Below are 24140 nucleotides of genomic sequence, written 5' to 3'. Positions count from 1 at the left end.
AAGCAATCGGCGCAGGAACGGAGTAGGCGCTGAAGCGCTAACTCCCATCGACTCGCCGCAGGAGACCACCATGTCCGGGTTTGTTCGCTTCCCGGCGTTGCCGCTCGCCTTTGCGTTCTGTTGTTGCACTTTGTGTGCGACAGCCCACGCACAAGCCAGCGTCGATACGTCTACCCTCGCAGGTATTCCGCTGACCAAAACGGTTCGCTCGATGAGGGACATCCGCTACAGCCATATCGTGAGCCAGCAGTTCGATTACAGCTGCGGCGCAGCCGCGCTCGCGACGCTCCTCAAATACGGCTACGGCATCGATATCCCCGAGACGGAACTGATCCGCCGGATGATGGTTTTCTCGTCGCCGGACATCGTGGTCAAGAACGGCTTTTCGATGCTCGACATGAAGAAGTTCGTCGAGACGATCGGGCTGCGCGGCAGAGGGTTCCGGGTCAATACGGACGCGTTGTATCACCTGCAGGTCCCCGTGATGGTGTTGATGAACATCGACGGCTATGAGCATTTCGTGATCGTCAAACATGCAGAGAACGGCCGCGTTTTTATCGCGGACCCGGCGCTCGGCAACCGGATCCTCCTCGAAGAGGATTTCTCGAAGACGTGGAACGGGCTCGTGTTCGCCGTGGTCGGCAAACCATTCAGGGAGGATTCGCCGCTGTTGCAGGACAACGAGTCGCTGGCGTTGAAGCTGCGCGCGGGTGCGCTCGCGACCGGCGGCGCCACGACGCCTTTTGTCGAATACGGCCTGACACGGGCCGAGCTCTTCTGAGCCCATCATGAAGCGCGAACTTTCAACCACAAACCGCGCGCTGTTTGCAACGATCGCAACGGTCGCGCTCGGGGCCGCAGGCACTGCGTATGCGGCGGATACAGGCGGGGCCGCGCCGATGCCTGCGTTTTTATCGGCACACGACGGCGGTATCGAGACGATCCGATGGCAGCCCGTTAGCGACGACGTACTCGCAGGCCAGACCGGCAAGTTCGCGAACGGGCAGATGATCTCCGGCTTCGTGCTGAACCTGCTGTCGCAATGGAATTTGCCGAACGGCGGCAGCGCGATCGCACAAGGCTCGCTTGCGGTCGTGCAAAACGCGGCGAACCAGATGAGCGCAACGGTCAATTCGACGGCGCACGTCGTGAACGGCAACGGGCGCAATAGCGGTGCCGATCCATCGGCGCAGGTTAGCGGCGGCCAGCGTATCGCGATAAACGGCGTTTCTCAGGTTACGCAGGTGGCGGGCAACAGCAACATCGGCATGAACGCGGCGCAGATCGATTTCACCGGCAACGCGCTGGCCTCGGCAGGCGGCAACGGCGCGACGAGCGCCAATGCATCGAATGCGAACGGCACGATCAGGGCAGGCATCACGTTTGGCAACGGCGGCGTGAGCGTCGCGCTGCAGACGCCTGCCGGCATCGCGACGCAAACGATCGCGCCGGGCGGTGGCCAGGCCGGATCGATTGGGCAGATGCTGCAGATCGCCGGCAACAACCAGCAGGTCGCGAACCAGTTGCAGTTGCAATTGCAGACCGCGCAGATGTCGTCGGCGTCGCTGCGCCAGGCCGGCGTGCTGCAGGCGCTGCAGAACGCGATCAATGCAAGGCGGTGATGCAAAGACCGTGATGCAAGACGACATGTCGCGAAACGAAGTATGGCAGAACGAAGTATGACAAAGCGAAGTGCAACACAACGCAATGCACACCGCGTCATGCATCGAATAACGTGCGATGTGCAGCAGCAGGCCAGGCAGGAGACCGGCAGCAAAGCAAGGCGGGAAGAAACAACGGGGAGAAATAACGGGGAGATAAGCGGCGGGCCGCCACCCGCACCGCATGACACAAGGCTGTAACGAAAGACAGGGGACAAGGCTCACGCGATGCATGACAACAGCGACGCGTGGCCAGCTTGACCGGGGGAATAACAACATGATTGCCGATATAAAGACCAGAAGGCCGCGCTTTGCTCTCGCGGCCATTCCGGCAGCAGCAGTGATGTTTGCATGGGCACAGGGGGCGGCCGCTCAGGCCATTGCAAATCAATCGATGGAAGAGCGGCTCAATCAGCTGATGCGCGTCGTCGACGAGCAGCAGCGGCAGATTCAATCGCTCGAGCGTCAAGTGACAAATATTGAAATGACGCAGCGCGGCCGCGGCGCGCCGGGATACGGCGCGCGCGGCTCGACTGCGGTGGCCGAACAACCGGGCGCCGACGGCTTGCCGATGCCGTTGCCGCCGCTTGCGCAGGTGACGCCGGGCGCGCCTATCCCCGGGGGCCAGGGCAGCAGCACGGCGACCGGCGTGCCGGTCAATCCGCCTGCGCCCGAAGGATCGACCGCAACGGGTTCTACCGCGCCCGGTGCGCCGGTCGCACCTGAAGGCGCGATCGGCACGACGCAGAAAGCCGCGGAACCGGTGCGCACGCAGTCGGAAGAAGCCGTCGTGCAGCGCGAGCATGCGCCGCTCTTCGACCACAAGCTCACACTCGACTGGGGCATCAGCGACACGTACTACGACCGCCGCCAGTTGCAGCTGTCGGGCTTCCTTGCGCTCGATGCAATCTTCCTCGGCAACATCAACCTCGGCCAAACGAAGTCACATCAGGTGATGTCGGATCTCGACGTCCGCTATGGCCTGACCGACCGCATCAGCGTCGACGTCGACGTGCCGTACATCTATCGCCACAGCTCGTTTATCGTCGGCGGCGCGGGCGGCGCGGCGAGCACGCTATCGGATGCGTCGGTCAACTCGCACGCGATCGGCGACGTCAACTTCGGCATCTACTATCAGATGGTCAAGGAGACCAACAGCATTCCCGACGTAGTCGGCAGCCTGCGCGTGAAAGCGCCGACCGGCACGTCGCCGTTCGGCATCAAGGTCGTGCAACTGACGCCCGACAACACGAACCTCGTCGCGCCGTCGGAACTGCCGACCGGTACAGGCTTCTGGAATATAACGGCCGGTTTGTCGGTACTGAAGACGTATGACCCGATCGTGCTGTTCGGCAGTCTCTCGTACACGTATAACGTCGCGCGTTCATTCGCGGATATCTCTTCGGTACAGGGGCAAACCGAACCGGCGACCGTAAAGCTCGGCGACATCGTGCAGATCGGCGGCGGTGTCGCGCTCGCGTTTTCGGACAAGGACTCGGCGAGCATCTCGTACACGCTCGCACTCGAGCCGTCGTCGAAGACGAAGGCGCCGGGCGGGAGCTACCAGGACGTGCCCGGCAGCGAAACGACAGCGGCCGTGCTCAATTTCGGTTTGAACCACGTAGTCAACAAGCACCTGACGATCAACGGCACGGTGTCGATCGGCATGACGCCGGACGCGCCGAACTTTGTGGTCGGATTGCGCCTTCCCTACACTTTTTGATGTGTCATCGAGACGAGGCTGATCGTGCGTGAACCCTCTCATCTGACTTCCGTGCCAACCATCGCGTCGGGCGGCCCGCCTGTTTCGGCCTCGCGCACTCCGTTGCCGTCGACGGGCGCGCCGGTCGCGCCGCTTGCACCGGTTGCGCCGGTCGTACAGGACGCGAGTACAGCCGATACCACCGGTAAGCGCGCGCGCAACGACCGCACGCTGCTCTACCTCACGCGCACGCCCGACGAGACGCTCGTCGCGCATCTGAAAAGCCGCGGCTGGTCGGTGCTGACCGCGCGCTCCGCGCACGAAATCAGCCGCCTGCTGAAGCCCGAAGCCGTATGCGCGGGCATCGTCGATATGGCGAACTTCCCGCTGCGCGATCTTGCCACGCTCGAAGCGAGCCTGCGTCAGCAGCAGGTCGGCTGGATCGCGCTCGCGAATCCGGAGCGCCTCGCGGACCCCGAGGTACGGCGCCTGATCCGCCACTACTGTTTCGACTACGTGAAAATGCCGGTTGCCCACGCAACGATCGACTATCTGGTCGGCCACGCGTTCGGCATGGTCACGCTACACGACGCCGACGTGCCCGCCGATGTCGCGCACGAAGACGACGAGATGGTCGGCACCTGCGATGCGATGCAGGCCTTGTTCCGCACGATCCGCAAGGTCGCGAACACCGACGCACCGGTGTTTATCTCCGGCGAATCGGGCACCGGCAAGGAGTTGACCGCGGTGGCGATTCACGAACGTTCGCCGCGCCGCAATGCGCCGTTCGTGGCGATCAACTGCGGCGCGATTCCGCATCACCTGTTGCAGTCCGAACTGTTCGGCTACGAGCGCGGCGCGTTTACCGGCGCGAATCAGCGCAAGATCGGGCGCGTCGAAGCGGCCAATGGCGGCACGCTGTTTCTCGACGAAATCGGCGACCTGCCGATGGAAAGCCAGGCAAGCCTGTTGCGTTTCCTGCAGGAAGGCAAGATCGAGCGGCTCGGCGGCCACGAATCGATTGCCGTCGACGTGCGCATCATTTCGGCGACGCACGTGGACCTCGAAGACGCGATGCGCGAAGGACGCTTCCGCGCGGACCTGTTTCACCGCCTGTGCGTGCTGCGCGTCGACGAACCGCCGCTGCGCGCACGCGGCAAGGACATCGAAATTCTCGCGCATCACATCCTGCACAAGTTCAAGTCCGACAGCGCGCGCAAGATTCGCGGCTTCACGCCGTCCGCGATCGAGGCGATGTACAACTACAACTGGCCCGGCAATGTGCGCGAGCTGATCAACCGCGTGCGGCGCGCGATCGTGATGGCCGAGACGAAGCTGATTTCGGCCGAGGACCTCGATCTGGCCAACTACAGCGCGCAACAGACGATGTCGCTTGCGCAGGCGCGCGAGGCAGCGGAGAAGCGCGCGATCGAATCGGCACTGCTCAGGCATCGGCATCGTTTGAACGAGGCGGCGGCGGACCTCGGTATTTCGCGCGTCACGTTGTATCGGCTGATGGGTTCGCATGGCTTGCGCGACTCGACGAACGGCGACGACAAGGGCGTGTTTCCGGGGGAAAGCGATGTGCGCGAATGAAGGCGCGTTTCGCTGCGCCGCTCGAAAGTAAAACGGCAAGGCGCTTCCGCGCGCGTCGGGTAGAATCGCTGCGAACCGATTCTCCCGCCTTTCTCATGACGACGCTGACCCTGATCGTCGCTCGCGCCCGTAACGGCGTGATCGGCCGCGATAACCAACTGCCCTGGCGGCTTCCCGAAGACCTCGCGTTTTTCAAGCGCACGACCATGGGCGCGCCGATCGTCATGGGCCGCAAGACCCATGAATCGATTGGCCGCGTGCTGCCGGGCCGCCGCAATATCGTCGTGTCGCGCGATGCGACGCGTCGCTACGACGGCTGCGATACGGTCACGAGCCTTGCGGCGGCGCTCGAACTCGCCGCGCAGGATCAGGCGCCCGAAGCGTTTCTGATCGGCGGCGCGCAGCTTTACGAGGATGGCTTGCGTGAGGCGCACAAACTGATCGTCACGGAAATTTCCGACGACTTCGAAGGCGATACGACGTTTCCGGCACCCGACCCGCGCGAATGGGAAGAAGTGACGCGCGAGGCGCATCGCGCGAATCCGCCGAACGAGTTCGACTACGCGTTCGTCACTTATCGACGCAAAAACCCGCGCTAAAAATTAAATCGCCACGCGGCGCTTGCGCGCGGCGTGGCGATTGATTGTCCTGAGCGGACTGCTTCGGGTCGAACTTTCTGCGCAACTCAGTGCGACTCGGAGCGCGATTCAGCCGCCTGCCACGGCCCGTGGCCGCGGCGCCTTCACTGTCCCGCGATCGTCATCCGCTCGATCAGCACCGAGCCCGTGTGCTTCGTGCCGCGCACGATCGTGTCGGCGCCGATCGCGACGATATGCCGGAACATCTCCTGCAGCGTGCTCGCCACGGTAATCTCTTCGACCGGATACTGGATCTTGCCGTTCTCGACCCAGAAGCCCGACGCGCCGCGCGAATAATCGCCGGTCACGTAGTTGACGCCCTGCCCCATCAGCTCGGTCAGCAGCAGGCCCGTGCCGAGCTTCTTCAGCATCGCTTCGAAATCGTCGTCGGGCTGCGTGAGCGAGCTCTTCAGCGAGATGTTGTGCGAGCCGCCTGCATTGCCGGTGGTCGGCATACCGAGCTTGCGCGCCGAATACGTGGACAGGAAATAGCCTTCCACCACGCCATCTTTCACGACCGAACGCTGACGCGTGCGTACGCCCTCTTCGTCGAACGGCGCGCTGCCCATCGCGCGCGGCACATGCGGATCTTCGACGACCTGGATGTGCGGCGCGAACACCGGCTTGCCGAGGCTGTCGACGAGAAACGTCGTCTTGCGATAGAGCGCGCCGCCGCTCGTGGCTTGCACGAAGGCGCCGAGCAGGCCCGCGGCGAGCGGCGCTTCGAACAGCACCGGCACCTTGCGCGTATCGAGGCCGCGCGCGCCGATGCGCGCGAGCGCGCGTTCGGCGGCATAGCGGCCGACGGCTTCCGGTTCCGCCAGTTCGGTTGCGCTGCGCTTCGACGTATACCAGTCGTCGCGCTGCATGTTGCGCCCGCTGCCCGCGATCGGCGCACAGGCGACGTAGTGTCGCGAATACGGATAGCCGGCGAGGAAGCCACGCGACGTGCCGAGCACGAATTGCGAATGCTGCGCCGAGACGCTCGCGCCTTCGGAATTGCGGATTTGCGCGTCCGTTGCGAATGCGGCGTCTTCGGCGCGGCGCGCGATCTCGACTGCTTCGTCGGCCGACAGATTCCACGGGTGATACAGATCGAGGTCTTGCGGCGCCTTTTCGAGCAGCTCGTCTTCGGCGAGACCCGCGCAGTCGTCCTCGGCCGTGAAGCGCGCGATGTTGTACGCAGCCGTGACCGTGTCTTTCAGCGCTTCCGGCGAAAAGTCGGACGTACTCGCGTTGCCGCGCTTGTTGCCGATAAACACCGTCACGCCGACCATCTTGTCGCGGTTGTGCTCGATCGTTTCGACTTCGCCGCGCCGCACCGAGACGGACAGCCCATCGCCTTCGGAAATTTCGGTCGCCGCATCGCTTGCGCCGATCGACTTCGCGTGGCGAAGAATGTCCGACGCGATCTGCTTCAGCTCGTCCTGGGTATGCGGAAAATAACGCTGCCGGGCTTCGGTTTCGATATCTGCTGCCATTGTGATTGCCGTCCTCGGTTGGCGTACCGCGCTCGCGCCGGGCTTAAGCCCGCGTGGCGGTGACGCGCTGGGTTGCGCATGGTATCGCGTGTGTGCTGCCGCGTGTAACTGCTGCGTGTAACTGCGCGTATAACTGCGGCGGAAAACTGCTGCGGCTACTGGCCGCTCTACCGGCCGCGGTTGCCCGGCAAGCTTGCCGGGCGTGGTTGCCGCGCGGTCGCCAGGCGCAGTTGCCAGCACCAACGCTTGCCGTGTTACGGATACATGTCAGCGCGCATCACGCGATCATAACAAGGTCCGCGCGGACTCACCTGGGCTTTGCTGAAGGTCCCGCGCAGTTTCCACGCAGTTTCCATGCAGGTGCGCCGAAACTCGCACGTTACAATATCGGGCATGACACGCAAAACCCGTATTCAACCTATGTCGGACGCGGCCGCCGCCGACGACGACCACGGCTACGACCGCCCCAGCAAATCGCAACTGAAGCGCGAGATGCACGCGCTGCAGACACTGGGCGTCGCGCTCGTCGAACTGCCGAAAGATGCGCTCAAACGCATGCCGATGCCCGAAGCGCTCGACGAAGCGGTGCGCGCGGCGCGCCGCATCACCGACCACGAAGGCAAGCGCCGCCAGATTCAATACGTCGGACGAGTGATGCGCTCGCTTTCCGACGAAGAAACCGCCGCCCTGCGCACCGCGCTCGATACCTACAACGGCGCGAACCGCGCCGAGACCGCGAAGCTGCACTGGATCGAACGCACGCGCGAGGCGCTGCTCGCCGACGACGCCGCGCTCACCGAATTTATCCGCCGGCATCCTGCCGCGGACCCGCAGGAAGGCCGCACGCTGATCCGCAACGCACGCAAGGAAGCGCAGCTTGGCAAGCCGCCGCGCTACTTCCGCGAGCTGTTCCAGTGGGTCAAGCTCGCGGGCGGCGTGAAGATGGCCGGCCATAGCGGCGCCGACGGCGACACCGATAGCGATTCCGACGTCGAGGAAGACGACGATGACGACTCCCGCAGTTAATCCTGCAGTTAACCCTTCAGTTGGCCACAACCGCAGTCACCCGGACGAGCTGATCGTCGGCCTCGTTTCGATCAGCGACCGCGCAAGCACCGGCGTCTACGAGGACAAAGGCATTCCGTCGCTCGAAGAATGGCTCGGCGGGGCGCTGACGTCGCCGTGGCGCAGCGTCACGCGCCTGATCCAGGACGACGCGCCGACCATCACGTCGACCCTGATCGAGCTCGTCGACTCAGCCGGCTGCGACCTCGTGCTGACGACCGGCGGCACCGGACCAGCGCGCCGCGATGTGACGCCCGAAGCGACGCTCGCGGCGGGAACGAAGGAAATGCCGGGTTTCGGCGAACAGATGCGGCAGATCAGCCTCAACTTCGTGCCGACCGCGATCCTGTCGCGGCAGGTCGCGGTGATCCGCGAGACGCCCGCGCGCGCGGCGCTGATCGTCAATCTGCCGGGGCAGCCGAAGTCGATCCGGGAGACGCTCGAGGGTTTGCGAGACGCCGACGGCAAGGTGAAGGTGCCCGGTATTTTTGCCGCGGTACCCTACTGCATCGATCTGATCGGCGGGCCGTACATCGAGACGAATGCGGCGGTGGTCGCGGCGTTCCGGCCGAAGAACGCGGTGCGCGCGCCGCGCTGAAGGTGAAGGTGAAGGTAAAGCGAAGATAAAGGCGCTGGCTGCTTTTCGCAGCGCGCCTGTCGCGCGAGATGGCGGTGTGACTGGAGTGACTTCGACTTACTTCGCCGGCGCGTCCGTTACCGGCGCACTCGCTTCCGGAATCAGGAAATGCTGGCGGTAGTAGCGCAATTCGTCGATCGATTCGTGGATATCGGCGAGCGCGGTATGCATTGCGCGCTTCTGAAACCCTTTGTAGATCGCGGGCTGCCAGCGCCGGCACAGTTCTTTCAGCGTGCTGACGTCGAGATTCCGGTAATGGAAGAACGCTTCGAGTTCCGGCATCCAGCGCGCCATGAAGCGGCGGTCCTGGCAGATCGAGTTGCCGCACATCGGCGATTTGCCGGGCGGCACGTATTCGCCGAGAAACGCGCGAATCTGCGCGGTGGCGGCGGCTTCATCGACGGACGATGCGCGCACGCGGTCGATCAGGCCCGAACGGCCGTGCGTATTGCGGTTCCACTCGTCCATCTTGTTGAGGGTTTCGTCGCTTTGATGGATCGCGAGAACCGGCCCTTCGACCACCTTGTCGAGCTGCGAATTCGTCACGACGACCGCGATTTCGATGATGCGGTCGTTGTCCGGATCGAGTCCGGTCATTTCCATATCGAGCCAGATAAGGTTCATGTCGCTGCGCGCAGGCAGAGCAAGCGGTGCGGCGGCGGGGTCGATGATGTCGGTCATGGGAGATGGGCTCAGGTGAGAATCCGGCGGGATGGCCTGTATGGTGGATAGGGTCCGCGGCCTGTTTGGTCTGTCAGGTCTGTTTGGCCTATCCGGCTCCGTGTGGAAGGCGCCCGCTGGCACGAACAACCCTATAATTGTCGCATAGTTACCACGGACTTCCGGATGCCCATTGTGTACTTCTCCATTCTGTTCGTGATCGCCGTTCTGGCGATGGTCGTGACGAAGCTGTGGCTTGCGTCGCGACAGATCCGCTTCGTCGCCGCGCACCGCGCCGATGTGCCGCCGCAGTTCGCCGCGAAGATTCCGCTGACCGCGCATCAGCGCGCCGCCGATTACACCGTTGAGCGCACGCGGCTGACGATGGCCGAGATCGTCGTCGGCGCGGCCGTGCTGATCGCCCTCACGCTGTTAGGCGGCGTGCAGGCGCTCGATTTCGGCATCTCGAACTGGCTCGGGCGCGGCTTTATCGGCCAGATCGTGCTCGTCGGGGCGGTCATCGCGATTACCGGCATCATCGACCTGCCGTTCGATTACTACCGGCAATTCAGTGTCGAAGAGCGCTTCGGGTTTAACCGCATGACCAAGCGCATCTTTTTCGCCGACCGCGTGAAAGGCGTGCTGCTCGGCGCCGCGTTCGGTCTGCCGCTGCTGTTCATCGTGCTGTGGTTGATGGATCAGGCGGGCAGCCTATGGTGGCTGTGGACGTGGATTGTCTGGGTGGTGTTCCAGATGCTCGTGCTCGTGCTGTATCCCACCCTCATCGCGCCGATCTTCAACAAGTTCGAACCGCTGAAGGACGAAGCGCTGAAAAGCCGCATCGAAGCGCTGATGAAGCGCTGCGGGTTCGCCGCCAAAGGCCTTTTTGTAATGGACGGCAGCCGTCGCTCCGCGCACGGCAATGCGTACTTCACGGGCTTCGGCGCGGCCAAGCGCATCGTGTTCTTCGATACGCTGCTCGCGCGCCTCTCAGGCAGCGAGATCGAGGCGGTGCTCGCGCACGAGCTGGGGCACTTCAAGCGCCGCCACGTGATCAAGCGGATGGTCGTCACATTCGCGCTGAGCCTCGCGATGCTCGCGCTGCTCGGCTGGCTGTCGCAGCGCGTCTGGTTCTACGAAGGGCTCGGTGTGCGGCCATCGCTGTCGGGCAGCAACGATGGGCTCGCGCTCGTGCTGTTCTTCCTCGCGGTGCCGGTATTCCTGTTCTTCGTTACGCCGCTTGGCAGCCTGAGCTCGCGCAAGCACGAGTTCGAAGCCGATGCGTTCGCGGCCTCGCAGACCGATGCGAAGGACCTCGTCAGCGCGCTCGTCAAGCTGTACGAGGACAACGCGTCGACGCTGACGCCCGATCCGCTATACACCGCGTTCTATTACTCGCATCCGCCCGCTTCGCAGCGGATCGACCGGCTGCTGCAGCACGCATGAGCGGCCGTCCGGCCAGACGCGGCGCTAAAGGCACAGCGAGCCCGGCAAGCGCGGCGGACGCGCGCGCCGCGGGTCGCGCGCGCGGGCTTGTGATCGCCGCGCACGGGCGCCATTACCTCGTCGCGCCGTCGGGTGGCGGTGCGATGCTCCAATGCTTTCCGCGCGGCAAGCGCAGCGAGGTGGCGGTCGGCGATCACGTCGTCTATGAGATGACGTCGGCGGACCAGGGCGTGATTGTCGAGATCGGCGAGCGCCGCAATCTGCTGTACCGGTCCGATCAGTACAAGTCGAAGCTCTTTGCCGCGAACCTCGATCAGTTGCTGATCGTGCTCGCGACCGAACCGCATTTCAGCGAAGACCTGCTCGGCCGCGCGCTGGTCGCGGCTGAAGCAAACGAGCTGAAGCCGCTCATCGTGCTGAACAAGACCGACGTCGAGGCGGCGCTGCCGCTTGCGCGGCAACGTCTCGCGCGGTATCGCACGCTCGGCTACACGGTGCTCGAAATGTCGATCAGGACGCAGCCCGACGCGGCGCACGCCACGCTGATCGAGCACCTGCACGGCCACGCGACGCTGCTGCTCGGCCAGTCCGGCATGGGGAAATCGACGCTCGTGAACCTGATCGTGCCCGATGCCGAAGCCGCGACGCGCGAGATTTCGACCGCACTCAATAGCGGCCGGCATACGACGACGTTCACGCGGCTTTATCCGCTATCGGCTCCCGCTCAGGAGTCTGACCACGATCATGGCGACGGCGCGCTGATCGACTCGCCCGGCTTCCAGGAGTTCGGCCTCCATCATTTGACCGAAGGCACGCTTGAGCGCGCGTTTCCCGAATTCCGGCCGCTGCTCGCGAACTGTCGGTTCTACAACTGCCATCATCTGCACGAACCGGGTTGCGCGGTTCTCGAAGCGGTCGCGGACGGCCGCATCGCGCGCGAGCGTCACGCGCTCTATGCGCAGCTCGTGCACGAGGCAAGCCAGGTGGTGCGCTGACCGATGATCAGACTGCTGCGCGCACCGAGTCTGCTGATCGGCCAGCATTGGGTCAATCTGCTTGCGACCGCCGGTATCGTCTGTGAACTGCATAACCGCTATCTGAACGGCGCGTTAGGCGATATCCCGGCCGATCAGTGCGCGCCCGAGTTGTGGCTCGTCGACGAACGCGACGAAGCGCTGGCAAGACGATTGATCGAGGCGGCCTTGCGCGGGCCGGCGGCCGGGACGCCCGGATGGCGATGCGGTCATTGCGGCGAAATGCTCGAGCCGCAGTTCACGGTGTGCTGGCAGTGCGGGACGCCGCGTAATCCGCTGGATGGGTGAGGTCTGGCTGTGGCGGCGATGGGGCTTGTGTCTGCGCCGCTGAGTCGTGCGGCGGCTCGAACCGCGGCCGCGCGTTAATCGCGATTCGCAGCGTCGAGGGCTCCGGGCTTGGGCCGGCGACCGCCGCCCGCGCTTTAATCCCAGCCCGCAGCGTTGAGGGCTCGCAGATTCAGGACAACCAGACCGCGATCGTCAGCATCAGCAACAGGATCATCCACAGGATGACCGCGCGCCAGACGAGGCCCACCGCCGATTGCAGCGTGCGCGGCGTGCAGTCGTCACCGACCAGCATCGGACCGCCATCGCCGGTCGCGAGCGCATCGAGGCTCGAAATCTCCGCCAGCGGACCCGACAGGCGCGCACCGAGCGCACCGCTGCCGGCCGCGAGCAGCACGCCGTCGTTCGGATCGGGCCATTGCCGCGCATGATTGCGCCACGCGTAGATCGCATCCTCGAAATTGCCCACAATCGCGAAGCCCAGCGACGTCAACCGCGCCGGGATCCAGTCGATCACGAAGAACGCGCGCTGCGCAAACGTCGAGAAAGCGGCCGTGCGCTCCTCGACCGGCTGCGACCACGCGCGCGCAAGGTACTCGGCAACGCGATACAGCACAGCACCCGCCGGGCCGATCGGCACGAGGAACCAGAAGAACACGCCAAACACATGCCGATGCGATGCAACCACGGCGTGAATCAGCGTATGGCGCACGATCTCGCTGACCGGCATATCGACGGTGTCGATGCCGGTCCATTCGTTGAGAATCTCGCGGGCGCGCGGCACGTCGTCGTTATTGAGCGCGAGATGGATATCGGTGAAATAGTGGCTGAACTGGCGGAAACCGAGCGTGAAGTAGACGATCACGACGTTCCACAGGAATGCCAGTGCAAAGTGAATCTGATACAGCACGAAATAGACAAGGCCGACCGCGAGCGTCCAGGGCAGCACGACCACGAGCCATGCGAGCACGCCATGTCTTTCCTTGCCGGCATCGAAGCCATGCGCGGTCGATTCCGCGTGGTATTGAAGCAGTGACGCGATCGGATTGCTCGGCGACAGCGCACGGACCTGTTCGAGAATCAGAGCCAGCAATACGGAAAAAAAAGTCATGCGATGCGCCGTGCTTTTCGAGTTATTGCGATTTTGCCGGGTTCCCCGGGTCTTACATCGGACCTTTGCGTTCGATCAGTAAGATAGCACAGGGTCGGATATGAACGATCAGCTGCGATTACAAAGCGACAACGCGACACGATACGCATCGCGCGCGCCTGCGCGCGTGGCAGCCGTCAGGCGGCGAGGAAGCGATAGAAATTGCGCAACATGCCGGCCGTTGCACCCCAGATGAAGTAATGACCTCCGGTCTCGCTTCGATCGGCGCGCGGATAAGGCATTGCAAAAAAGCGACGCTCGCCCTGCTCCCAACGCAACACGCGCACCTCGTGGTTCGCCGGATTCATCAGGAACGCGAGCGGCACTTCGAAGATATCGGCCACCTCGAGCGTATCGGCATGCACTGTGAACGGCGGGTGCACCAGGCCGACTACCGGCGTCACGCGAAAGCCGGTGCTGGTCAGATAGTCGGGCAGCGCGCCCAGCACTTCGACGCGTTGCGGGTCGAGGCTCACTTCTTCCTGCGCCTCGCGCAACGCGGTCGCAATGGTATTGGCATCGGTCGGCTCGTGGCGGCCGCCTGGAAAGCTCACTTGACCTGCGTGGTCGCTCAGATGGTCCGCGCGCTGCGTGAGCAACACGGTCAGGCCCGCGTCGCGCACGACTAGCGGAATCAGCACAGCGGCGACGCGCGGGTCGATATCGTCGCGCCAGAGCACTTCGCGAGGCTCGGCCTCCCAGCGCAGCTGCTGTTCGAAGCGCGCGCGCAGGCCGTCCGCGCTCAGGCGTTCAGGTGTTACCGCAGGCAGATCGGCACCCGTCGATTCGACAGGCAGGGACTCGGGCTCGAAGACCGGACGAGGAGGACGGACGGGACGGGACAATGGCAACCCCGGTAGCGGGTAAAAATTGGATACCTCGCTATTTTGAACCACTCAAGAAAAAAGCACCCGGGGTGGGTGCTTTTTTCTTACAGCTTTTACTCCTGGGCAGCGCGGTCTTTCGACACCAGCTTTTCCTTGATCCGCGCCGACTTGCCCGAACGCTCGCGCAGGTAGTACAGCTTTGCGCGACGCACGTCACCGCGACGCTTCACGACGATGCTCGCGAGCAGCGGCGAGTACGTCTGGAACGTACGCTCGACGCCTTCGCCCGACGAGATCTTGCGGACGATGAACGACGAGTTCAGACCACGGTTACGCTTCGCGATCACGACGCCTTCATACGCCTGAACGCGCTTGCGGTTACCTTCGACGACGTTCACGTTGACGATCACCGTATCGCCGGGGGCGAATTCGGGAATGGTCTTGCCGGCGAGCGCGCGCTCGATTTCTTCCTGCTCGAGTTTTTCAATCAGATTCACGATTAACTCCTTATGCCATCTTGTCGGCGTTCGTACCTGCCTCACGCGCGATGTTGCTGCTACGTTCGGCTACGGCCCCGATAGAGGATGGGTTCACCACTGGAACCGCTCACGCATGAACGGCCCCGCCTATGTCTCGCGACTTGCGCCGCCGACCCTGCTGCGGATTCTACCGAACCGCGCTACCGAACCGCAATCAGGCCTTCGACGCTTCTTTCGCGAGACTTGCGAGCCATGCCTCATCGGCACGGCTCAACAACCTGTTCGTACGCGCCCGATCAACCAGATCGGGCCGCTTTTCGAGCGTATTGCGCAGCGCTTCGCGTCGGCGCCAGAGCTCGATTTCCGCATGATGGCCGCCGAGCAGCACATCGGGCACCCGCACGCCCTGATATTCCTCGGGCCGCGTGTAGTGCGGGCAGTCGAGCAAACCGTCGACGAAGCTGTCCTGCACCGCCGACTGCGCATCGTTGAGCACGCCCGGCAACTGCCGCACCACGGCGTCCATCAAGGCCATCGCGGGAAGCTCACCGCCTGACAGCACGAAGTCGCCGAGGCTCACTTCTTCGTCGACGCAGCGTTCGATCAGCCGCTGATCGATCGCTTCATACCGGCCGCACAGCATAATCAGGCCCGGTTGCGCCGCGAAGCGCATCACGCTGCCGTGATCGAGCGTCTTGCCTTGCGGCGACATCATGACGACGCGCGAGCCGGTAATGCCTTGTTCTGCCTGGGCCGCTTTTGCCGCGCCGATCGCGTCTTCGAGCGGTCTGGCCAGCATAACCATGCCAGGGCCGCCGCCGTACGGACGATCATCGACCGTGCGGTAGTTGTCGGTCGTGAAATCGCGCGGATTCCACGTACGCAACCCGAAGCGCTGCTGCTTCACCGCGCGGCTCGTGATGCCCCAATCGGTCAGCGCGCGAAACATGTCCGGAAAGAGCGTGACGACGTCGAACTGCATCGCTCTCCCCTTCAGCGAATCATTCAGTAATCGGCTTCCCAGTCGACGATGATGCGCTTCGCCGCCTGATCCACCGTCTTCACATAGACACCGACAAACGGAATGAGCCGCTCGCCGGTGGCCGGCTTGCCGTCTTTGCCGGTGGCCGGATATTCGATGCGCAACACCGCCTGCGCGCCGTTGTCGATCATGTCGGCCACCTTGCCCAGTTCGACGCCCGCCTCGTTGACGACATCGAGGCCGAGCAGGTCGACCCAGTAGTACTCGTCTGCTTCGAGCGCCGGGAAGTCGCTGCGGCGCACGTACACACGGTAGCCGCGCAACAGCAGTGCTTCGTCGCGACCCGCGAGGCCGCCCAGCTCAGCGACGATGCTGTCGCCATGCACTTTCGACTGCTTGACCGGCGCGGACTTGCGGTCCTGCGCCTGCGCATTGCCTCGCAGCTGACCATGTTGCGGCGCCTTCAGCAGCCACCAGCGCCGGGCGTTGAGCAACGCGTCGCCGCCCTGACCGCCACCCGCATGCGCGGCCAGCTTGACCCAGCCTTTGAGACCGTAAGCGTCGACGATGGCGCCGACTTCGATCGCGTCGTCCGGCCAGCTTTCGGCCGACTCCGCCTGCATGGCCTGCTGCTGTTCAACCGGCTCGGGCGCCGCGGCGCTGTTCGCGCCGCCTCTTCCCGCACCCGGCTTGGCAGGCTTGCGGGCAAACACCCCAAACGACGCGCCAGATGACGCTTTCGCGCGACCGGAACTGCCTGAATCACGCGCGGACATCAGCGGACCTCCTGACTGACACCCGTAAAACGGAAGCACCGGACTGCCCTCGCAGCACGCGCGGCAGGCGGCCGATGCTCACTACTTCTCGCTGCCACCTCAGTTGCCACCGCATTTGCCACACGCTTTTGCCACGCGCTTTTGCCACAATTAAGCAGCCGGTTGCGCCTTTTGCGCTTCCTTCACGAGACGCTGAACCGTTTCCGACAGTTGCGCGCCAACGCTTTGCCAGTGGGTCAGGCGGTCTTGCGCGATGCGCAGCGCTTCGCCCTTGGTCGCGACCGGGTTGTAGAAACCGATGCGCTCGATGAAACGGCCGTCACGGCGGTTACGCGAGTCGGTAGCGACGATGTTGTAGAACGGGCGCTTCTTCGAGCCGCCACGAGCCAAGCGGATGATGACCATACTTAAAGTCCTTGAAAACCGGGTTCGGAACTACTGAAACGCGAGATTATAGCCGGAAAGCAAAGCCATAACAAACACTTACCGGCATAAACTGAGCGCGCCACGGGATTGGCCGGTGTGAAATTACAACGCGATCGACGGCCGGCGTGCCGGCGAGGCCTTCGCCGGGCGCGTCAAAACATCTGAACAACAGCGGCGGAGACGCCGCACGTACGCCCGGCCGCCCAGGTCGGCGCAATCCAGCCCGGCCCGCGTCACCACGCCACCTGACGGGCACGAGGCGTCACAGCGTAGAATGCGCGTCGGCGCTCACCCCCTCCTTATCTGATACCGGACTGCGCCGCCCGTTACCTTGCCGCCTACTTTCATGTCGACTGCCGCTTCGCATCCCGCGCGTTTTCGTTCCAAAACCCTGACTGCCGCACTCGCGTTCTTCTTCGGCTCGCTCGGCGCGCACCGTTTCTATCTGTATGGCGCGCGCGACGTGTTCGGCTGGGCGCATATCGTCGGCACGCTGATCGGCGTGCCGGGCTTCCTGCTGCTGATGGCGACCGAACGTGCGTCGATCCTCGGCTGGGCGCTCGTCGTACCGGGCACGATCTCGCTGCTTGCGGCATTTCTGGCGGCGATCGTCTATGGGCTGCGCCCCGACGAGAAATGGGACGCGCAGTTCAATGCGCACACCGGGCGCGACAGCGAGTCCGGCTGGACCGTGATCTTCGTCGTGATCTTTTCGCTGCTGATCGGCGCGTTTCTGCTGATGACGGGCCTCGCGGTGACGTTTCAGACTTACTTCGAGTCGCAGATCGAGGCGGCGAAGTCGATTTCGCAATAGTCCTCGAGCCGTAGCCTCCAAAGCCGCCACGGACGTGACGGCCGCGACGACCGCCATCGCCTAAAACAGATCGAGCTGCTTGTCATCCGCCGCCGGCTTCGGCGGCGGCTCGACGCGCCGAAACTGCGACATATCGAGAATGCCGTGCTGCCGCGCATTCAACCCCAACCGCCGCGTCGCCTTCGCGAACCGCTGCTTCAGCAGATCCGCCCATAGTCCCTCGCCCTTCATCCGGTGCGCGAACGACGAATCGTAGTCCTTGCCGCCGCGCATATCGCGCACACGGCTCATTACCCGATCCGCGCGGTCCGGGAAATGCGCGGCCAGCCAGTCCTTGAATAACGGCGCGACTTCCCACGGCAGGCGCAACACGATGTAGCTCGCGCTGGTCGCGCCCGCTTCGACGCACGCTTCGAGCACGCGCTCCATATCGGGTTCGGTGACGAACGGAATGACCGGCGCGATGCTGACGCCGACCGGCACGCCCGCCTCGGACAGCGTGCGGATCGTGCGCAGACGCCGCGACGGCGTGGCCGCGCGCGGCTCGAGCGTGCGCGCGATATCGGCGTCGAGCGTCGTGATCGTGATCGCGGCCATCACCTGCCCGCGTTCGGCCATCGGCACGAGCAGATCGAGTTCGCGCTCGATCAGCGACGACTTCGTAATGGCCGCAAACGGATGATGACGGTCGTGCAGCACCTCGATCACGCGGCGCGTCAACCGCAAATCGCGCTCGACCGGTTGCCACGCGTCGGTATTGACGCCTAGCGCGATCGGCTCCGGCACGTAGTTCTTCTTCGACAGCTCGCGTGCGAGCAGCTCCGGCGCATTGACTTTCGCGTAGATCCGGCTCTCGAAATCGAGTCCCGGCGACAGGCCCAGATACGCGTGCGTCGGGCGCGCGAAGCAATAGATGCAGCCGTGCTCGCAGCCGCGGTACGGATTGAGCGACACGCTGAACGGAATATCCGGCGACGCGTTGTGCGTGAGGATGCTTTTCGCGTGCTCCTCGAACACCTGAGTGCGCAGCGCAGGGCTTTCACCTTCCTCACCGGGCTCCGCGTATTCGGTCCAGCCGTCGTCGACGGCCTCGCGCTGGTCAACTTCGTAGCGGCCCTGCAGGTTCGTCACCGCGCCGCGGCCCTTGCGCGGCACAGGCGGCGCAACGGGATACTCGCGGTCCGGATCGTACGACGCATCGGCCGACACATCGGGAGACAAAGCGCGCGAGGGCGCACGAGCAGGATCGCGGGAACCAGCGTGAGAAAAATCGGGGTCGGCGTCGTTCACGGCATACACTGAAAGCGGCAAAACACCTGTATAAATATACAGTGTTTACGCCGTTTGTCGAGACCGCAAACAAGACCGCAAACGCGCGCCATCAAGTCACAAGAAACCAGTCAATCGCCGACAGCGATCGTCAGCGTCTCCTTGATCTCCTCCATCACCACATAGCTTTTCGACTGCACCGCCCCGGGTAGCTGTAGCAGGATATCGCCGAGCAGTTTCCGGTAGTCGGCCATTTCGCCGATGCGCGCCTTGATCAGATAGTCGAAGTCGCCCGACACCAGATGGCATTCGAGTACTTCCGGGATCTTCTGCACCTCGCGCCGGAACTGGTCGAACATGTTGCCGCTTTTGTGGTCGAGTGTGATTTCGACGAACACGAGCAGCGCCGCGCCCAGTTCGGCCGGATTCACGCGCGCGAAATAGCCCGTGATGACGGCGTCGCGCTCCATGCGCTTGACGCGCTCGATGCAAGGCGTGACCGACAACCCCACCTGTTCGGCGAGGTCTTTCATCGCGATGCGGCCGTCCAGTTGCAGCACCTTGAGAATCTTGCGATCGATCTTGTCGAGCGCACGGATCGGCTGACGCTGCGTTCTCATCGCTGGGGTCTCTCGGAATCTCTGTTTATTACTGAAATTTGAAAAAATACGATAACAAAACCTACGTCAACCTCAATAGTATAGCGGTTAACACTGGACATTCCGCACATCACCCCGTTAATCCGCTGTCAGCCTGAATATCGGGCGCACGTCAGCGAATCGACACACGGTACTAAGACGCGGCGTGCCCCGAAACTACTGGGAGTCGAGCAATGCGTGTAGTCGTCTTAGGCAGCGGCGTCGTCGGCGTGACGAGTGCTTATTATCTCGCCCGCGCGGGCCACGAGGTCACCGTGATCGATCGCGAAGCCGGCCCGGCGCTCGAAACGAGCTTCGCCAACGCGGGGCAGATTTCGCCCGGCTACGCGTCGCCGTGGGCTGCACCCGGTGTGCCGCTGAAGGCCGTCAAGTGGATGTTCCAGAAGCACGCGCCGCTCGCCATCCGTCTGGACGGCTCGCAATTCCAGCTGCAATGGATGTGGCAGATGCTGCGCAACTGCACGTCCGAGCGCTATGCGATCAACAAGTCGCGCATGGTGCGCCTTGCTGAATACAGCCGCGACTGCCTGCAGGCGCTGCGCGCCGAGACCGGCATCCACTACGAAGGCCGCACGGGCGGCACACTGCAGCTGTTCCGCACGCAGCAGCAACTCGATGGCGCGGCCAAAGACGTCGCGGTGCTCAAGGAAGCGAATGTCGCGTACGAATTGCTGATGCCCGCCGATCTCGCGCGCGCCGAACCGGCGCTTGCAGCGACCGCGCACAAGCTGACCGGCGGCCTGCGCCTGCCCGGCGACGAGACCGGCGATTGCCAGCTGTTCACCACGCGCCTTGCCGCGCTTGCCGAACAGATCGGCGTGCGCTTTCGCTTCAATACGCCGATCGACGCGCTGCTGATGGACGGCGGCCGCATCGGCGGCGTGAAATGCGGCGCGCAAACCGTGCGCGCGGACGCTTTCGTCGTTGCGCTCGGATCGTATTCGACGCAGTTCCTCGCGAACCTGATCAAGATTCCGGTCTATCCGCTCAAGGGCTATTCGATCACGGCGCCGGTCGTGAATCCGGCAGCGGCGCCGGTGTCGACCGTGCTCGACGAAACGTACAAGATCGCGATCACGCGTTTCGACGACCGGATCCGCGTCGGCGGCATGGCCGAGATCGTCGGCTTTAACAAGCAGCTCAAGGAAGCGCGCCGCGAAACGCTCGAAATGTGCGTGAACGACCTGTTCCCCGGCGGCGGCGATACGTCGAAGGCGACGTTCTGGACGGGACTGCGCCCGATGACGCCGGACGGCACGCCGATCGTCGGCCGCACGCCGATTTCGAACCTGTTCACGAACACGGGGCACGGCACGCTCGGCTGGACGATGTCGTGCGGCTCGGGCCAACTGCTCGCCGATCTGATCTCGGGCCGCAAGCCCGCGATCCAGTCGCACGATTTGTCCGTGCATCGCTACGATCGCGAATTCGGCAGCACGCCGCGTCCGGCGTACGCATAAGCAGTGCCAACGCGTAAGCAGTCACAAAGCAGAAGCAGTCGCTAAAAGTTCAGGGGGCGTTCAAACGAACGCCCCCTTTTCGTTTCCATCGCTACGGCGCCAGCACGCGCGCTATACGAAGCCAGGCGAAGGGATCAGCGGCCTGCGCGTCGGGCGAACGTTCGCCGCGCCACCACAGAGCGCGCTGCCCACCGGCGGCATGACGTCGGACGCGGGCTCGTACTGCACGACCCCGCGTTCAGCTCACGACACTCAGAACTGATCCGCCGATAACCCCAGCACGCCCTCGCCGCCTCGCGCGCTGACGATCGACGTTTCGAGCGCCGCGGCCTGCGGCAGCACATGCTCGGCATAGAACTGCGCGGTGGCGATCTTCGCGTCGTAGAACGACGGATCTTCGTCGCGCTTGCGCGCGGCGGCGAGCATCGCGCGCGCCATCTGCCAGCCGCCGAGCACGATGCCCGCGAGCTTCAGATACGGCACGCTGCCCGCAAACACCGCGTTCGGATCGTTCTTCGCATTCCAGACCACGAAGTTCACCGAGGCCTGCAGCGCATGGTGCGCATGAGATAGTTGCTGACGCATCGATTCGAACGCGCCGCCGCGCTGCGCGACAAGCGCATCGACGGTCTGCGCGATCTGCGCGAGCAGTTGCTGCGCGACCACGCCGTTATCGCGCAGCGTCTTGCGGCCGACCAGATCGTTCGCCTGAATCGCGGTCGTGCCTTCGTAGATCGGCAGAATGCGCGCGTCGCGGTAGTACTGCGCGGCGCCCGTCTCTTCGATAAAGCCCATGCCGCCGTGCACCTGCACGCCGAGGCTCGTCACGTCGAGCGACAGTTCCGTGCTCCAGCCCTTCACGATCGGCACGAGATATTCGTAGACCGCCTGGTGTCCAGCGCGCGTCGCCGCATCGGGGTGACGGCGCGCAAGATCGCAATGCGCCGCCGCGACGTAAGCGAGCGCGCGCGACGCTTCGGTCAGCGCGCGCATCGTCGACAGCATGCGGCGCACGTCCGGATGCTCGATGATCGCGACCGGCTCTTTCGACGAGCCGTCGACCGGGCGGCTCTGCACACGCTCCTTCGCATACGCGACGGCCTTCTGATACGCGCGGTCCGAGATCGCGATGCCCTGCACGCCAACCGCGAAACGCGCGGCGTTCATCATGATGAACATGTACTCGAGGCCGCGATTTTCTTCGCCGATCAGATAGCCGGTGGCACCGCCGTGGTCGCCGAATTGCAGAACAGCCGTCGGGCTCGCCTTGATGCCGAGCTTGTGCTCGATCGATACGCAATGCACATCGTTGCGCGCGCCGCCGACGAACTTCGGCACGATGAATAGCGAAATGCCCTTCACGCCGGCTGGCGCATCAGGCGTGCGAGCCAGCACGAGGTGGACGATGTTGTCCGCCATATCGTGCTCGCCCCACGTAATGAAGATCTTCGTGCCGAACAGCTTGTAGCTGCCGTCCGCCTGCGGCTCGGCGCGCGTGCGCACGAGCGCGAGATCGGAGCCAGCCTGCGGTTCCGTGAGATTCATCGTGCCGGTCCAGACGCCCGACAGCAGCTTCGGCACGTAGGCCTGTTTCTGTTCTTCGCTACCCGCCGTCAGCAGCGCTTCGATGGCGCCGTCGGTCAGCATCGGACACAGCGCGAACGACAGGTTCGACGCGTTCAGCATTTCGAGGCAAGGCGTCGCGATCAGCTTCGGCAGGCCCTGGCCTTCGTATTCGGGCGGATGCTGGAGGCTTTGCCAGCCGCCGGCCGTGAAATGGCGGAAGGCATCGCTAAAACCGGGCGTCGTTGTGACCTTGCCGTCGCGCCATGTGCTCGGATTGCGGTCGCCTTCGACATTGAGCGGCGCGAGCACTTCGCCGCAGAACTTCGCCGATTCGTCGAGCACTGCCTGCGCGGTGTCGGCGTTCGCATCTTCATAGCCGGGCAATGCTGCGATGTCGTCGAGTCCGGCCAGTTCCTTCATCACGAACAGCATGTCGTTGACGGGTGCCGTGTAGCTCATGTCTGCCTCCTCCCTGCACGATAAAAAAGGGGCGCCGGATCGATGATCCTCGCGCCCCTTCGCTTCGCCTGACGCCTCGACCTCACAGCCGCGACGCCAGCGTTTGCGGTTCGCCGCTCATCAGCCGAGCTCGTTCACGAGTTCGGGCACGAGCGTGAACAGATCGCCGACCAGACCGTAATCGGCGACGCTGAAGATCGGCGCTTCGGGATCCTTGTTGATCGCGACGATCACCTTCGAATCCTTCATGCCGGCGAGGTGCTGGATCGCGCCTGAGATGCCGACGGCCACATACAGTTGTGGCGCGACGATCTTGCCGGTCTGGCCGACCTGATAGTCGTTCGGCACATAGCCCGCGTCGACGGCAGCGCGCGAGGCGCCCATGGCCGCGCCGAGTTTGTCCGCGAGCGGCTCGAGCACCTTCGTGTAGTTTTCGCCGCTGCCGAGACCCCGGCCGCCGGATACGATGATCGTCGCGCTCGTCAGTTCCGGGCGATCGAGCTTGGTCACTTCGCGGTTCACGAACTGCGAGATGCCGCGATCCGCTGCGGCTTCGATCTTTTCGACCGGCGCGCTGCCGCCTTCCGCGGCAACCGGGTCGAAGCCCGTCGCGCGCACCGTGATGACCTTGACCGGGTCTTCCGACTGCACGATCGCGATGGCGTTGCCGGCGTAGATCGGGCGCTCGAACGTGTCGGGGCTATCTACAGCGGTGATGTCGCTGATCTGCGCGACGTCGAGCTTTGCCGCGATGCGCGGCGCGATGTTCTTGCCGTAGGCCGTTGCGGGCGCAACGATGTGCGTATAGTTCTTCGCGATCGCGAGGACCGTCGCTTCGATGTTTTCCGCGAGACCTTCGGCCAGTTGCGGCGCGTCGGCGAGCAGGACCTTGGCTACGCCTGCGACTTTCGACGCAGCGTCTGCTGCGCCCTGTGCGTTGTGACCTGCCACCAGCAGGTGAACGTCGCCGCCGATCTTTTGCGCAGCGGCAACGGTGTTGAGCGTCGCTGCCTTGAGCGCCGCGTTGTCATGTTCAGCAATTACCAGAGTCGTCATTTCCTGTGTCTC

The 24140-nt window shown here is 63.9% G+C and carries 24 protein-coding genes; 12 read left to right on the top strand and 12 right to left on the bottom strand.

Annotated elements, in window-relative coordinates; all coding sequences use genetic code 11:
* Positions 1 to 70: 70 nt before the first annotated feature.
* From KZJ38_RS06650 to KZJ38_RS06630, 5 genes are all read left to right on the top strand, one after another.
* The gene (locus KZJ38_RS06650) at positions 71 to 781 is read left to right on the top strand and encodes a C39 family peptidase (RefSeq protein ID WP_219799330.1); all 711 of its coding nucleotides are present in this window, start codon (positions 71 to 73) and stop codon (positions 779 to 781) included.
* Between the two features lie 7 nt (positions 782 to 788).
* Positions 789 to 1622, top strand: a complete 834-nt coding sequence (locus KZJ38_RS06645; RefSeq protein WP_219799329.1) for a peptidase C39 — start codon at positions 789 to 791, stop codon at positions 1620 to 1622.
* Between the two features lie 316 nt (positions 1623 to 1938).
* On the top strand, positions 1939 to 3384 hold the full coding sequence (locus tag KZJ38_RS06640; RefSeq protein WP_219799328.1) for a hypothetical protein: 1446 nt from the start codon (positions 1939 to 1941) through the stop codon (positions 3382 to 3384).
* 24 nt (positions 3385 to 3408) lie between these two features.
* Entirely contained in the window at positions 3409 to 4959 is a 1551-nt protein-coding gene (locus KZJ38_RS06635) for a sigma-54-dependent transcriptional regulator (protein WP_219799327.1), read from the top strand.
* A 95-nt stretch (positions 4960 to 5054) separates the two neighbouring features.
* Positions 5055 to 5558 (top strand): dihydrofolate reductase, encoded by a 504-nt coding sequence (locus KZJ38_RS06630; protein WP_219799326.1) that lies wholly within the window; start codon positions 5055 to 5057, stop codon positions 5556 to 5558.
* Positions 5559 to 5701: 143 nt separating this feature from the next.
* On the opposite strand, the gene pmbA is transcribed toward KZJ38_RS06630, so the two are convergent.
* Complete coding sequence (pmbA, locus tag KZJ38_RS06625) at positions 5702 to 7078, bottom strand: metalloprotease PmbA (RefSeq protein WP_219799325.1); 1377 nt, start codon at positions 7076 to 7078, stop codon at positions 5702 to 5704.
* Positions 7079 to 7471: 393 nt separating this feature from the next.
* On the opposite strand from pmbA, the gene yjgA reads away from it, so the two are divergent.
* Together yjgA and mog are read left to right on the top strand one after the other, a co-directional pair.
* Positions 7472 to 8104 (top strand): ribosome biogenesis factor YjgA, encoded by a 633-nt coding sequence (gene yjgA / locus KZJ38_RS06620; RefSeq protein WP_219799324.1) that lies wholly within the window; start codon positions 7472 to 7474, stop codon positions 8102 to 8104.
* A complete protein-coding gene (mog, locus tag KZJ38_RS06615; protein ID WP_219799323.1) occupies positions 8085 to 8741 on the top strand; it encodes a molybdopterin adenylyltransferase in 657 nt (218 codons plus the stop codon). The genes yjgA and mog overlap by 20 nt, the downstream gene beginning before the upstream one ends.
* Positions 8742 to 8837: 96 nt before the next feature.
* Here the strand turns inward: mog and orn are convergent, their stop codons facing one another.
* Entirely contained in the window at positions 8838 to 9461 is a 624-nt protein-coding gene (gene orn, locus KZJ38_RS06610) for an oligoribonuclease (protein WP_219799322.1), read from the bottom strand.
* Between the two features lie 165 nt (positions 9462 to 9626).
* Here orn and KZJ38_RS06605 point away from each other — a divergent pair, with 165 nt between their 5' ends.
* Genes KZJ38_RS06605 through KZJ38_RS06595 form a run of 3 tightly spaced genes read left to right on the top strand, consistent with a single transcriptional unit; the run spans position 9627 to position 12208 of the window.
* Positions 9627 to 10886 carry a M48 family metallopeptidase gene (locus KZJ38_RS06605; RefSeq protein ID WP_219799321.1) on the top strand — a complete coding sequence of 420 codons (1260 nt, stop codon included), beginning with the start codon at positions 9627 to 9629 and terminating at the stop codon, positions 10884 to 10886.
* On the top strand, positions 10883 to 11881 hold the full coding sequence (gene rsgA / locus KZJ38_RS06600; protein WP_219799320.1) for a ribosome small subunit-dependent GTPase A: 999 nt from the start codon (positions 10883 to 10885) through the stop codon (positions 11879 to 11881). The genes KZJ38_RS06605 and rsgA overlap by 4 nt, the downstream gene beginning before the upstream one ends.
* Positions 11882 to 11887: 6 nt before the next feature.
* Complete coding sequence (locus KZJ38_RS06595; protein WP_219800149.1) at positions 11888 to 12208, top strand: putative signal transducing protein; 321 nt, start codon at positions 11888 to 11890, stop codon at positions 12206 to 12208.
* A 169-nt stretch (positions 12209 to 12377) separates the two neighbouring features.
* Here KZJ38_RS06595 and KZJ38_RS06590 read toward each other — a convergent pair whose 3' ends face one another.
* The 6 genes from KZJ38_RS06590 to rpsP form a co-directional block, all read right to left on the bottom strand.
* A complete protein-coding gene (locus tag KZJ38_RS06590) occupies positions 12378 to 13316 on the bottom strand; it encodes a CobD/CbiB family protein (protein WP_219799319.1) in 939 nt (312 codons plus the stop codon).
* Between the two features lie 176 nt (positions 13317 to 13492).
* Positions 13493 to 14200, bottom strand: coding sequence for a CoA pyrophosphatase (locus tag KZJ38_RS06585; RefSeq protein WP_219799318.1), 708 nt, complete (start codon positions 14198 to 14200; stop codon positions 13493 to 13495).
* Between the two features lie 95 nt (positions 14201 to 14295).
* A complete protein-coding gene (gene rplS, locus KZJ38_RS06580) occupies positions 14296 to 14679 on the bottom strand; it encodes a 50S ribosomal protein L19 (RefSeq protein WP_219799317.1) in 384 nt (127 codons plus the stop codon).
* Between the two features lie 196 nt (positions 14680 to 14875).
* Positions 14876 to 15643 carry a tRNA (guanosine(37)-N1)-methyltransferase TrmD gene (gene trmD / locus KZJ38_RS06575; RefSeq protein ID WP_219799316.1) on the bottom strand — a complete coding sequence of 256 codons (768 nt, stop codon included), beginning with the start codon at positions 15641 to 15643 and terminating at the stop codon, positions 14876 to 14878.
* Positions 15644 to 15666: 23 nt separating this feature from the next.
* Positions 15667 to 16419 carry a ribosome maturation factor RimM gene (gene rimM / locus KZJ38_RS06570; RefSeq protein WP_219799315.1) on the bottom strand — a complete coding sequence of 251 codons (753 nt, stop codon included), beginning with the start codon at positions 16417 to 16419 and terminating at the stop codon, positions 15667 to 15669.
* Positions 16420 to 16569: 150 nt separating this feature from the next.
* A complete protein-coding gene (gene rpsP / locus KZJ38_RS06565; protein WP_075157794.1) occupies positions 16570 to 16824 on the bottom strand; it encodes a 30S ribosomal protein S16 in 255 nt (84 codons plus the stop codon).
* Between the two features lie 367 nt (positions 16825 to 17191).
* On the opposite strand from rpsP, the gene KZJ38_RS06560 reads away from it, so the two are divergent.
* Complete coding sequence (locus KZJ38_RS06560; protein WP_219799314.1) at positions 17192 to 17659, top strand: NINE protein; 468 nt, start codon at positions 17192 to 17194, stop codon at positions 17657 to 17659.
* 60 nt (positions 17660 to 17719) lie between these two features.
* On the opposite strand, the gene KZJ38_RS06555 is transcribed toward KZJ38_RS06560, so the two are convergent.
* Together KZJ38_RS06555 and KZJ38_RS06550 are read right to left on the bottom strand one after the other, a co-directional pair.
* A complete protein-coding gene (locus KZJ38_RS06555; protein WP_246641662.1) occupies positions 17720 to 18880 on the bottom strand; it encodes a PA0069 family radical SAM protein in 1161 nt (386 codons plus the stop codon).
* A gap of 179 nt (positions 18881 to 19059) precedes the next feature.
* Positions 19060 to 19548 (bottom strand): Lrp/AsnC ligand binding domain-containing protein, encoded by a 489-nt coding sequence (locus KZJ38_RS06550; protein WP_219799313.1) that lies wholly within the window; start codon positions 19546 to 19548, stop codon positions 19060 to 19062.
* A 212-nt stretch (positions 19549 to 19760) separates the two neighbouring features.
* Between KZJ38_RS06550 and KZJ38_RS06545 the strand changes: the two genes are divergently transcribed.
* Positions 19761 to 21047: a D-amino acid dehydrogenase gene (locus KZJ38_RS06545; RefSeq protein ID WP_219799312.1), complete on the top strand. Its 1287-nt coding sequence runs from the start codon at positions 19761 to 19763 to the stop codon at positions 21045 to 21047.
* Between the two features lie 252 nt (positions 21048 to 21299).
* Here KZJ38_RS06545 and KZJ38_RS06540 read toward each other — a convergent pair whose 3' ends face one another.
* Both KZJ38_RS06540 and KZJ38_RS06535 read right to left on the bottom strand, forming a co-directional pair.
* Complete coding sequence (locus tag KZJ38_RS06540) at positions 21300 to 23072, bottom strand: acyl-CoA dehydrogenase (protein ID WP_219799311.1); 1773 nt, start codon at positions 23070 to 23072, stop codon at positions 21300 to 21302.
* 120 nt (positions 23073 to 23192) lie between these two features.
* Entirely contained in the window at positions 23193 to 24128 is a 936-nt protein-coding gene (locus tag KZJ38_RS06535) for an electron transfer flavoprotein subunit alpha/FixB family protein (protein WP_219799310.1), read from the bottom strand.
* Positions 24129 to 24140 lie beyond the last annotated feature (12 nt).

It is taken from the genome of Paraburkholderia edwinii (assembly GCF_019428685.1).
Classification (GTDB): domain Bacteria; phylum Pseudomonadota; class Gammaproteobacteria; order Burkholderiales; family Burkholderiaceae; genus Paraburkholderia; species Paraburkholderia edwinii.
The sequence above is the reverse complement of the archived record's forward strand: the minus strand, read 5'-3'. Positions and strand labels throughout refer to the sequence as shown.

Bases quoted from the DNA above. Each gene is read 5' to 3' on its own strand.
- KZJ38_RS06650 (WP_219799330.1), top strand. From the start codon at position 71: ATGTCCGGGTTTGTTCGCTTCCCGGCGTTGCCGCTCGCCTTTGCGTTC.
- KZJ38_RS06645 (WP_219799329.1), top strand. From the start codon at position 789: ATGAAGCGCGAACTTTCAACCACAAACCGCGCGCTGTTTGCAACGATC.
- KZJ38_RS06640 (WP_219799328.1), top strand. From the start codon at position 1,939: ATGATTGCCGATATAAAGACCAGAAGGCCGCGCTTTGCTCTCGCGGCC.
- KZJ38_RS06630 (WP_219799326.1), top strand. From the start codon at position 5,055: ATGACGACGCTGACCCTGATCGTCGCTCGCGCCCGTAACGGCGTGATC.
- pmbA (WP_219799325.1), bottom strand. From the start codon at position 7,078: ATGGCAGCAGATATCGAAACCGAAGCCCGGCAGCGTTATTTTCCGCAT.
- yjgA (WP_219799324.1), top strand. From the start codon at position 7,472: ATGACACGCAAAACCCGTATTCAACCTATGTCGGACGCGGCCGCCGCC.
- mog (WP_219799323.1), top strand. From the start codon at position 8,085: ATGACGACTCCCGCAGTTAATCCTGCAGTTAACCCTTCAGTTGGCCAC.
- orn (WP_219799322.1), bottom strand. From the start codon at position 9,461: ATGACCGACATCATCGACCCCGCCGCCGCACCGCTTGCTCTGCCTGCG.
- KZJ38_RS06605 (WP_219799321.1), top strand. From the start codon at position 9,627: ATGCCCATTGTGTACTTCTCCATTCTGTTCGTGATCGCCGTTCTGGCG.
- rsgA (WP_219799320.1), top strand. From the start codon at position 10,883: ATGAGCGGCCGTCCGGCCAGACGCGGCGCTAAAGGCACAGCGAGCCCG.
- KZJ38_RS06590 (WP_219799319.1), bottom strand. From the start codon at position 13,316: ATGACTTTTTTTTCCGTATTGCTGGCTCTGATTCTCGAACAGGTCCGT.
- trmD (WP_219799316.1), bottom strand. From the start codon at position 15,643: ATGCAGTTCGACGTCGTCACGCTCTTTCCGGACATGTTTCGCGCGCTG.
- rimM (WP_219799315.1), bottom strand. From the start codon at position 16,419: ATGTCCGCGCGTGATTCAGGCAGTTCCGGTCGCGCGAAAGCGTCATCT.
- rpsP (WP_075157794.1), bottom strand. From the start codon at position 16,824: ATGGTCATCATCCGCTTGGCTCGTGGCGGCTCGAAGAAGCGCCCGTTC.
- KZJ38_RS06560 (WP_219799314.1), top strand. From the start codon at position 17,192: ATGTCGACTGCCGCTTCGCATCCCGCGCGTTTTCGTTCCAAAACCCTG.
- KZJ38_RS06550 (WP_219799313.1), bottom strand. From the start codon at position 19,548: ATGAGAACGCAGCGTCAGCCGATCCGTGCGCTCGACAAGATCGATCGC.
- KZJ38_RS06545 (WP_219799312.1), top strand. From the start codon at position 19,761: ATGCGTGTAGTCGTCTTAGGCAGCGGCGTCGTCGGCGTGACGAGTGCT.
- KZJ38_RS06540 (WP_219799311.1), bottom strand. From the start codon at position 23,072: ATGAGCTACACGGCACCCGTCAACGACATGCTGTTCGTGATGAAGGAA.
- KZJ38_RS06535 (WP_219799310.1), bottom strand. From the start codon at position 24,128: ATGACGACTCTGGTAATTGCTGAACATGACAACGCGGCGCTCAAGGCA.